Source organism: Lebetimonas sp. JS032 (genome assembly GCF_000523315.1).
GTDB lineage: Bacteria > Campylobacterota > Campylobacteria > Campylobacterales > Nautiliaceae > Lebetimonas.
Window position 1 is genome coordinate 824277 of record NZ_ATHS01000001.1, and the last position, 9828, is coordinate 834104.

The following is a 9828-nucleotide window of genomic DNA, read 5'->3' on the forward strand; positions in this document are numbered from 1 at the left end:
AAAATTATGAAATTTAAATACTTTTTAACAAATAAATTATTTTGGAAAAATTTTTTACCATTAATATTTATTTCTTTTTTTTATAAACCAGAGATGTTATTTTTTTTAATTTTTTATGAATTGTTTTTATTTATAAAAATATCAAATAAAAAATTACCTATAAATTATATTACATTTATTTATTTAGCTCTTTTAATTATATTTAATTTAATAATATCAATATATATAAATAACAGTATTTATTTTATGTTTAATACTTTATTATTTTTTTTGTTTATTTCTCCAATTATTTTTTTATTAATAACTAATTTTAAAAAATTGAATAATATAATACCTATAAATAATTATTATGTTATGAAAAAAGTTATAGAAGCTTATTTATTTGTTCAAATTATTTTTTCTTTTATTAATAGTTTAAAATGGGTTATTAAATTTCATTTTAATTTTGATGTTAATTTTGGAGACATAATAGCAGGTACTTTTAGAATACCTTTTATTTTTACACCTGATTCTGCTAATGTAGTATTTGTTTTTACTATGATATTAGTTTTGTATATGTATATTACTTACTATGGTAAAAATATAAATAAAACGCTAGTTTTTTTTTCTATATTTATTATATTTTTAGCATCTGTAAATCATTTAATTTTAGCTGTAATGATAGCATTATTATTAAGTATAAGTTATAAATCTTTATTTAAATTTGTACTATTTTTTATTTTTGTATTAATATTATATAAACTTTTGCAACCTGATAATTTTTTTATGATAATTAAAAGAGTAATATTAATATTACATTCATTTTCATCTTTTGAAAATTTATCTAAATTAAGTTATAAAGGAGTATATATAGTTAATTTTATAAATGATTTTAAAAATCATGCAATTAATTTTTTGTTTATTGGAATGGGAGGAGGTACCTATTCCAGTAGAGCGGCTTTATTTTTTACAGGAGAATATGTTCATGCTTTTCCTTTTAAAAATATATCAGAATATATGTATCATAACACTTATTATTTATGGCAAGAGTTATTACATTCTCCTCATTGGTTACAAGGTGCTTTTAATTATCCTTATGGTTCAATATTTTCTTTTATTGCTGAATTAGGTCTAGTTAATGTTTTTATAATATTTGTTCTGTTTTTTTATCAATTAAAAAGAAAAAATATTTTTTCTTTTTATGATAGAAAATTTATTATAATATTTTTATTACTTATAGGTATGGTAGATAATTATTACGAATATTTTCAAGCTTTTTTTGTTTTTTATTATTGTTTATTAAAATTACCATCAAAGAAGGAGATTTACAAATATGAATAAAGAAAACCTAAAATGGAAATTAAAAATATTATTTAATACGAATTATATAATATATGAAAATTTTTTAAATTTTGTTAAAAGAAAAGATATTTTAATTAATAAAAATAGTGATATATTAATAGAAGGTTTTCCTAGAAGCGGAAATACATTTGCAGTAGCTTTATTAAAATCCTTAAATAAGGATATTAAAATTGCACGTCATAGACATGAAGTAGGTCATGTTTTAAAAGCATTAAAATTAGATAAACCCATAGTTATATTAATTAGAAATCCACAAGATGCTGTTATTTCGTTTTTTCTAAGAGAGAATGTGTCTATAAAAATAGGATTTGAATATTATATACATTTTTATACAAATATACTAAAAATATGTAAATCTTCCAATTTAGTTTTATTTAATTTTGATATATTGATTAAAGAGCCTAAAAAATTTATATCAATAATAAATGAAAAATATAATTTTAATTTATGTCTACCCGATGAAAATATTATAAAAAAGGCAAAAGATTTAGTTTTTTTAATGGATAAAGAAGAATTAAAAAGAAAAAAAAATATCTACGATATTTCTACATTTATTTCAATGCCTTCTAAAAAAAAGAAAGATTCAAAAGAAAAAATAATCAATGAAATAACAAATAATATATATTTATTTAAATTACAATACAGAGCTTTTAAAATATATGAAAAAATTATGGAAGAATGTACTATAAAATGAAAATATTAATGGTTCATAATAAATATAAACAAAATGGTGGAGAAGATACAGTTTTTTATAACGAAATGTCTTTATTAAAAGCTAAAGGACATATGGTAGATAAATTAATTTTTGAGAATAGTAGAATAAATAATATTTTTAGTAAATTAAAAATAGGTATATCTGGTATTTATAATATTGAATCTGCTAATATGTTAAAAGATAAGATTAAAAAATTTAAACCAGACGTTATTCATGTACATAATTTTTTCCCTATTGCTTCTCCTTCTATATTTTGGGTAGCAAAAAAATTTAAAATACCTGTGGTTTTAACTTTACATAATTATAGATTAATATGTCCAAATGCTATTTTATTTAGAAATGGAAATATATGTGAAAAATGTATGGATAAGATATTTCCATATTCAGGTATTATACATAAATGTTATAGAAATTCATTTATGCAAACTTTGTCTCTTTCTTTGGTAACAAATATTCATAAATATATAAAAACATGGCATAGCAAAGTTGATAAATTTATAACATTAACGAATTTTCAAAAAAATAAATTTTTATCTTCTAATATGAATATTTCTGAAGAGAAATTTTTAGTTAAATCTAATTTTGTAGATGATTTTGGAAATGGATATAAAAATAGAGAAAATTATTTTGTATATGTTGGAAGATTGTCTATAGAAAAGGGAATAATAACTATGTTAAAAGCTTTTGAAAATACTAAATATAATCTATATGTAGTGGGTGAAGGGCCTTTAAAAAATGAGGTTTTAAAATATACTAAAAAAAATAAAAATATAAAATATTTAGGATTTAAATCCAAGAAAGAGATTATAAATTTACTCAAAAAAAGTATTTCTTTAATATTTCCATCAGAATGGTATGAGGGATTTCCAATGGTATTAGTTGAGACTTTGTCAACAGGCACACCTATAATTACATCAGATATTGGTAGTCAAGCAGAGATAGTGAAAGATAATTATTTAGGTTTGCATTTTATTGCAGGAGATTTTATAGACTTAAGAAGTAAAATTACAGAGTTTTTTGAAAAAAAAGATAAGACTTTTTATCAAAATGCAAGAGATGAGTATTTGGAAAAATATACTCCTGAAAAAAATTATAAACAATTAATAGATATATATGAAAAGGTTATCAATGATTTTTAGAAAAAAAATAATAAATATTAATATATGTATAGGATCTTATGAAAATTTTTTAAAAAATATAATTTTATTATCTGAAAAAAAAATTTCTAGTTATGTATGTGTAACAAATGTTCATATGTTAATAGAAGCATATTTGGATAAAAAATTTAAAGAAGTAGTAGATAATGCTGACATTGTTATTCCTGATGGTATGCCTATTGCAAAAGCTATAAAATATATTTATGGAATAGATCAAGACAGAATTGCAGGTATGGATTTAATGCCGGATTTAATAAGAGAATGTGCAAAATTAAAAAAAAAGATATTTTTATATGGCTCAACAAGGGAAATTTTAGAAAAAATAGAAAAAAAAGCAAAGAATAAATATCCTAACATTCAAATAAAAAGTTATTCACCTCCATTTAGGAAATTGAATGATAATGAAAAAAATAATATTATAAAGATGATAAATGATTATAATCCAGATTTTGTATTTGTGGCACTTGGTTGTCCAAAGCAAGAAAAATGGATGGCAGAACATAAAAATAAAATTAAATCTTGTATGATAGGATTTGGTGGAGCATTTGAAGTGTATGCAGGAGTAAAAAAAAGAGCTCCCAACTGGATGCAAAAATATTCTTTAGAATGGTTATATAGATTGATTCAAGATCCAAAGAGACTTTGGAAAAGATATTTATATACTAATTTAATTTTTTTAATATTAATAAGCAAACAATTTTTTAAATATAAAATTCTAAAAAAAATTTAACTTAATAAGGATCTAATAAATGATAAAAAGAATTTTTGACATTGCGTTTTCTATTTTTACTATTGTAGTTACTTTGCCTGTCACTATTCCAATAGCTATAATCATCAAATTAACAGATGGTGGGAAAGTTTTTTTTATTCAAAAAAGACCTGGATTAAATGGAAAAGAATTTAATTTGTATAAATTTAAAACTATGTATGAAAATAATGATAAAATTTTGAAAGAATTTTTAGAAAAAAATTCTCAGGCAAAAGAAGAGTGGCAAAAATACAGAAAACTAAAAACATATGATCCAAGAGTTACTCCCATAGGCAGATTTTTAAGGAAAACTTCTCTTGATGAGCTACCTCAATTTATAAATGTTTTAAAAGGTGATATGAGTGTAGTGGGACCTAGGCCTTATATAATGTCAGAATTTGAAGAGTATAATATTCCTAAAGAAATAGTGAATAAACTTTTATCTGTCAAACCCGGAGTTACAGGTTTATGGCAAGTTTCATCAAGAAATGAAGCTACATTTGAAGAAAGAATAAATCAAGATTTAGAATATATTGAAAATAAGTCTTTCTTATATGACTTAAAAATTATTTTAAAAACAATTAAAGTTATGATTACAGGAAAAGGGGCTTATTGATTAGTTATGAGTTATGAGTGTTGAATTATGAGTTATGAATGATGAGTTATGAGTTTTGAATTATGAATGTTAAATGTTGAATTAAAAAGGGTCAGGATTTTACTTTTTAATTGAAATTAGTGATGAGTATGGGGAGGGAATGAAAGATTAAATAGATGTATAAAATACTTTACATTTTATTAATAATATGATACTATTGTAAAGTAATTTAAACAAAAAGTAAAATCATGATAGATATATTTCATCATAAACAACATATTGCAACTTTTGATAAAGAAGATAAAAAGTATATTTTAGAATATAAAAACTTTGATATTGAAAATTCAATTTCTCTTTCTCTTCCAAACACCCAAAAATACTATATAAAAGAAAATGAAATAATCCCTTATTTTGATATTTTTTTGCCAGAGGGGTATTTGTTTGAAGTTTTTAAAAATTATTTAACAAAAAATTATGGATATATAGACGATTATTTACTCTTTTCAATTTTGGCCCCGAATATAGAGGGGAGGATTAAATATGGTCAAACAAATGATTTTGGTGTAAATTTTGAATTAGATTATATTTTAGAAAATGATACTAATGATACTTTTAATTATTTGTTAAAAACTTTTTTGAAAAAAAATGCAATATCCGGGGTTCAGCCAAAAACTATGGCTGTTTTAAAAGATAAAGAAAATTTTGTATTTAAAAATTATATAATTAAAACCTGGGGAGATGAATTTAAGTATTTAGCCGAAAATGAATATATTTGTTTAAAAACATTAGAATTTACCGGAATTAAAATTCCAAAGATATATCTTTCTAAAAATAAAAAATTTTTAGTAATTGAAAGATTTGACAGTGAAAATATAGGATTTGAAGAAGTAATTTCTCTTATGGATAAAACAAAAATTTTTAAATATACAGGAAGCTACGAACAGGTTGCAAAAACAATTTATCAATATGTTAGTGATGTAAACGATATGGAGATTTTTTTTAAAATGGTTGTAATGAATTATTTTTTAAAAAACGGAGATGCTCATCTTAAAAATTTTGGGCTTTTTTTTAGCGATGATTTTAGTAGAATATGGCTTGCTCCTGCTTATGATGTTGTAACTACAACTGCTTATATTTTTAAAGACAAACCTGCCCTTACAATGTTTGGAAGAAAAAAATGGTATGATGAGGAATTGATTGAATTTGGAGAAAAATATTGTTTTTTAAATAATGCAAAAGAGCTTTATTTAGAATGTAAAGAAGCTTTAAAAAAAGGAATTTCTTTTTTAAAAGAATATATTTCTAATAATCCTCATTTTAAAATAATTGGTAAAAGAATGCTTGATAGCTGGCAAAATAAGGAAATAATAGATGATATTATCAGATCTTGGAAAAATAATTAAAAAATTAAGAAAAGAAAAAAATTTATCACAAGAAGAATTGGCAAAAAAGGCTAATATTTCCCGTGCAACGTTATCTAAACTTGAAAACGGAAATTTAACTAAAATAAGTGTTGCAACATTTGATAAAATTTTAGGAATTTTGGGTTATACTATTGATATTAAGCCAAAAAATCCTTTTGTAAAAAGATAAAAACTATAGGGTCAGGAGTTTACTTTTTAACTGAAATGAGTGATTAGTTATGAATGTTAAATGTTAAATGTTGAATGTTAAATTAATTTCAATATTTTTATTTTTATAAATTTTAATATAAAAATCCAAATAACCAAAGTGGAATTTTGTTTTGATGACCTATTTCAACACCGTCCACAACTATGAAAGAATTTTTTACATCTTTAATTTGGGAGAATGATTTATTTTTCCCTCCAATTTCAAAAGTATACCTCTCATCTACCAAAAAATCACCATTTTTAGGATAGGTTAACTTGTGTTCATATAATTGATTAGCAAAGAATGTTTCTCTAAGTGTTCCTGTTTTTGAATTTTCACAGTAACAATAATTTAAATTTGTATTTTTAAGGTAAATTTTTTGAGGTTTTACAAAAATTGCATCTCCTCTTGTTTTGGAGTTTAAAATATTAAAAATATCCCCTTTTTCTAAATAATATATATACTGGTATAAATAATTTCTGCTTATTTCTATTTTTTGAGATAATTTTGTGATATTAAGTTCAAACGGTTCAGAAACACAAATCAGATAAATCAGTTTTTTTAGTTTGATTAAGTTTATAGGTTTAATATCGAAAATTAAAGACAAATCAGAATCAATAGAAGCATTTACAGCTTCTTCAAGTTTTAGACAATAAGTTTCGCTGTTATCAAAATAAAAAGGATAAGCCCCTTTTTGTAAATATTCATCAAAATATTCAAACGGTTTAATTTTTGAAATAATTTCAAATGCAATATTTTCATGATTTTGCAAAATCTCTTCTAACGGATAACTCTCAAAAGTATGATTTGTTTTTAATTCTAAAAATTCTCTGAAAGATAAATTGTTCATTTTGTAAACTACCGCTCTTCTGCTAAGGTCCGCTTTAGAATGTTCGAGTTTTATAGCGGACGAACCGGAAAAAATTACCTGTAAATCAAGGGTGTCATAAATTAATTTTAAGTCTTTTTCAAAATTAGGATATTTATGAATTTCATCAATCACTAAAACTTTTCCGCCTTTTTTTTCAAATTCTTCTGCTAAATCATAGAGTTTTAAAAAGCTGTATTCTAAAAATTCTGCGTTTATATAAAGTTTTTTATTTAAGGGAAGGGGGTTTTCTTTTAAATATTGCAGTAAAAATGTTGTTTTTCCCACACCTCTTGCGCCTGTAATTCCAATTAATTTTTCACTAAAATCGACTTTTTTAAAAAGATATCTTTTATAAGGTTTTGAGAAATTTGAAAGAAGTTTGGCAAATCTGTTTTTAAAATTTATCATATGAAACCTTTAGTTAACAAATTAATTTTTAACTTGTTTATTATACTTAACAAAGTCTGACCTGTCAAGTATATAGGGTCGGGACTTTACTTTTTGATTAAAATGTTATTTTATCCTTTTATAAAATGACAAAATATGATATAATTATCCTTGTTAACAAGGATAAAAGGTTTTAAATGAAAGAAATTTTTATAGAAAAGAAAAAAAATAAGGGTCAGGATTTTACTTTTTAAATAATTTGAAAAAGTTAAAAGCGAAAAAATTGAAAAAGTTAAGTTTAATTAAAAATTGTCTTTAAAAAAATTATAACCCCTTCTTCCCAATCATCACTTTTATAGTCTTAAAAATAGTTTTAATTTCAAGCCACAAAGACCAGTTTTTGATATAATATAAATCATACATAAGTTTTTGGTAAGTGTCTTCAAGATTCTTGCCATATGGATAATTTACTTGAGCCCAGCCGGTTATTCCCGGGGCGTTTATATGGCGTATATGGTAATAAGACCACTCTTTTCATATTTTTTAACAAGTTCATCCCATTCGGCTCTTGGTCCTAAAAGATGCATATCACCTTTTAGGACATTCCAGAGCTGAGGAAGCTCGTCTATCCTGCTTTTTCTCATAAAGGCACCCCACGGGAAAATTCTCGGATCGTTTTTTTGTGTATAATGGTTAAAAAAATCAATATCTGTTCTCATTGAGCGAAATTTATAGCAGGTAAAAGGTTTTTTGTTTTTTTCAATTCTGGTCTGTTTAAATAAAATAGGTCCATCAGGTGATTCTTTTTTTATTCTATAAGCTGAATATATCATAATAGGAAGTGAAATTATTCCAAGAGGGATAGCTATTGAAAAATCCATTATTCTTTTTAGGATGTATTGTCTTTTAGAAAAAGGTTTTATTTTTTCAAGAAAAGAAGCTTCGTTTATCTCTTTTGGAATGTATAATTTATGAAGGTATTTTTCAAGGAAATTTTCAATTGTTATATATTTTATGCCTTTAAGCTCAAGTGAAGTTAGATATTGTATTAGTTCATTTGGAATAGTCGCTTTTGTATTTAGAACAATTAATTTATATTTTTCTTTTTTTAGTTCATTTTCTATTTTTTTTATAATTTCATCTGAATTTTTTTCTTTATAAGAAATAAAATTTAGTTTGAATCCTTTTTTTTCAAGCAACTCTTTTTCTAAATCAATAAATTTATATTTTTCCCCTAAAACAATCATTCTTCTTTAAATCCTTTTATGAATTCTATAAAAAATACTAAAAAGATTGAAAGTATTAATCCTGTTATAAAAGCTACGGTAATTATTAATTTTTTCTTTGGTTTCACAGGATGGTCAAACATTAGAGGTTTACCTATTTCTTTTGCTGCAAAAGTGTTTTTTAGGGCAAGGTTAATTTGAGCTATTTGATTTTTTAGATTTTGAATTTGTTGAGGTATATCAAATTTTAAAGATTTATTTAAATTATCAATTTTATTTTGCAAGTTTTCTATATTGTCGTAAATATCGGGTATTGTTTGTGAAATTATTTTATTTTTTTGAAGAGATAAATCTTTGATTTGATTGGTGTAATCAGTAATCATGTTTTGATAGGAAATTATTTTATTTGAAATAATTAAATTAGAACTTATATTATTATTATTATTATCTTTTATTAACTGATCTATAAGTTTTTTGTACTGATCGATGTTTTTATTCAGAAATTTTATTTTTTGATCTATTGCTTTTATTTGATTTTTATAATATTTGATTAAGTTTTTTTGTAATTTAATTTTATTTTGTAAAAATTTTATCTGAGTTTTAATATTAGGAACAGTGACATTTTTAATTTTTTGAATTTGAAATTTTATGTTTTGAATTTCATTTTGTTTTTGTAATCTATATTTTTCTATTTTATCTTTAAAACCGTTGTGTATATTATTTAATACTTCTTTTAGTTTTTGTGAATCATAATTATTTGAAAGTCCGTCAATTGTAAGAGTGATAAATAAATCTGATTTTTTTAGGTATTGTAATGTCTGATAAATAAGCGTTAGGCATTTTTTTGAATTTTTTTTCCAATTCAACTTTATAAATAGAATTTAAATATTCTTTTAAGTTTTCAGGTGTTATTATAGGTTTTGAATTAATCTGTCCTATAAGAATAGAACTTTGTGTTTCCCAAATAGGAGTTTTTAAAAATGCGTATAAAGCTGCAAAAAAAGTAACTATTAGTGTAAATATAATTATAAATTTTTTGTATTTTAGAATTGTTTTAATAAGCTCTTTTAAGTCTATTTCATCTTCTTCGCATTGATTAACAGGGATATATTGAACTGGTATTATCTGAGGTTCTTTTTTTTCCATTCTTTGCCTTTTTTTATGGTATTATACTAAA

General features: G+C 22.8%; 12 protein-coding genes. 7 read left to right on the forward strand and 5 right to left on the reverse strand.

What is annotated here, in order from left to right; all coding sequences use genetic code 11:
- Positions 1 to 6 precede the first annotated feature (6 nt).
- The 7 genes from DZ65_RS0104590 to DZ65_RS0104620 all read left to right on the forward strand — a co-directional run bounded on the left by DZ65_RS0104590 (position 7) and on the right by DZ65_RS0104620 (position 6149).
- Positions 7 to 1320, forward strand: a complete 1314-nt coding sequence (locus DZ65_RS0104590) for an O-antigen polymerase (RefSeq protein ID WP_156920219.1) — start codon at positions 7 to 9, stop codon at positions 1318 to 1320.
- Positions 1313 to 2035 (forward strand): hypothetical protein, encoded by a 723-nt coding sequence (locus DZ65_RS0104595; protein ID WP_024787497.1) that lies wholly within the window; start codon positions 1313 to 1315, stop codon positions 2033 to 2035. Before DZ65_RS0104590 ends, DZ65_RS0104595 begins: the two co-directional genes overlap by 8 nt.
- Entirely contained in the window at positions 2032 to 3195 is a 1164-nt protein-coding gene (locus DZ65_RS0104600) for a glycosyltransferase family 4 protein (protein ID WP_024790814.1), read from the forward strand. The genes DZ65_RS0104595 and DZ65_RS0104600 overlap by 4 nt, the downstream gene beginning before the upstream one ends.
- Complete coding sequence (locus tag DZ65_RS0104605; protein WP_024790815.1) at positions 3185 to 3943, forward strand: WecB/TagA/CpsF family glycosyltransferase; 759 nt, start codon at positions 3185 to 3187, stop codon at positions 3941 to 3943. The genes DZ65_RS0104600 and DZ65_RS0104605 overlap by 11 nt, the downstream gene beginning before the upstream one ends.
- A 19-nt stretch (positions 3944 to 3962) precedes the next feature.
- Positions 3963 to 4577 carry a sugar transferase gene (locus DZ65_RS0104610; protein WP_024790816.1) on the forward strand — a complete coding sequence of 205 codons (615 nt, stop codon included), beginning with the start codon at positions 3963 to 3965 and terminating at the stop codon, positions 4575 to 4577.
- A gap of 227 nt (positions 4578 to 4804) precedes the next feature.
- Positions 4805 to 5959 (forward strand): type II toxin-antitoxin system HipA family toxin, encoded by a 1155-nt coding sequence (locus DZ65_RS0104615; protein WP_024791285.1) that lies wholly within the window; start codon positions 4805 to 4807, stop codon positions 5957 to 5959.
- Positions 5928 to 6149, forward strand: coding sequence for a helix-turn-helix domain-containing protein (locus DZ65_RS0104620; RefSeq protein WP_024787501.1), 222 nt, complete (start codon positions 5928 to 5930; stop codon positions 6147 to 6149). Before DZ65_RS0104615 ends, DZ65_RS0104620 begins: the two co-directional genes overlap by 32 nt.
- Before the next feature lie 112 nt (positions 6150 to 6261).
- Here DZ65_RS0104620 and DZ65_RS0104625 read toward each other — a convergent pair whose 3' ends face one another.
- The 5 genes from DZ65_RS0104625 to DZ65_RS09895 form a co-directional block, all read right to left on the reverse strand.
- On the reverse strand, positions 6262 to 7446 hold the full coding sequence (locus DZ65_RS0104625; protein ID WP_024790818.1) for an ATP-binding protein: 1185 nt from the start codon (positions 7444 to 7446) through the stop codon (positions 6262 to 6264).
- A gap of 303 nt (positions 7447 to 7749) precedes the next feature.
- The gene (locus DZ65_RS11490; protein WP_201767808.1) at positions 7750 to 7938 is read right to left on the reverse strand and encodes a sugar transferase; all 189 of its coding nucleotides are present in this window, start codon (positions 7936 to 7938) and stop codon (positions 7750 to 7752) included.
- Positions 7926 to 8672, reverse strand: a complete 747-nt coding sequence (locus DZ65_RS09885; RefSeq protein WP_201767790.1) for a sugar transferase — start codon at positions 8670 to 8672, stop codon at positions 7926 to 7928. The genes DZ65_RS11490 and DZ65_RS09885 overlap by 13 nt, the downstream gene beginning before the upstream one ends.
- Positions 8669 to 9517, reverse strand: coding sequence for a hypothetical protein (locus DZ65_RS10340; protein WP_024791286.1), 849 nt, complete (start codon positions 9515 to 9517; stop codon positions 8669 to 8671). Before DZ65_RS10340 ends, DZ65_RS09885 begins: the two co-directional genes overlap by 4 nt.
- Entirely contained in the window at positions 9420 to 9797 is a 378-nt protein-coding gene (locus DZ65_RS09895) for a Wzz/FepE/Etk N-terminal domain-containing protein (protein WP_024791287.1), read from the reverse strand. Before DZ65_RS09895 ends, DZ65_RS10340 begins: the two co-directional genes overlap by 98 nt.
- Between the last annotated feature and the right edge of the window lie 31 nt (positions 9798 to 9828).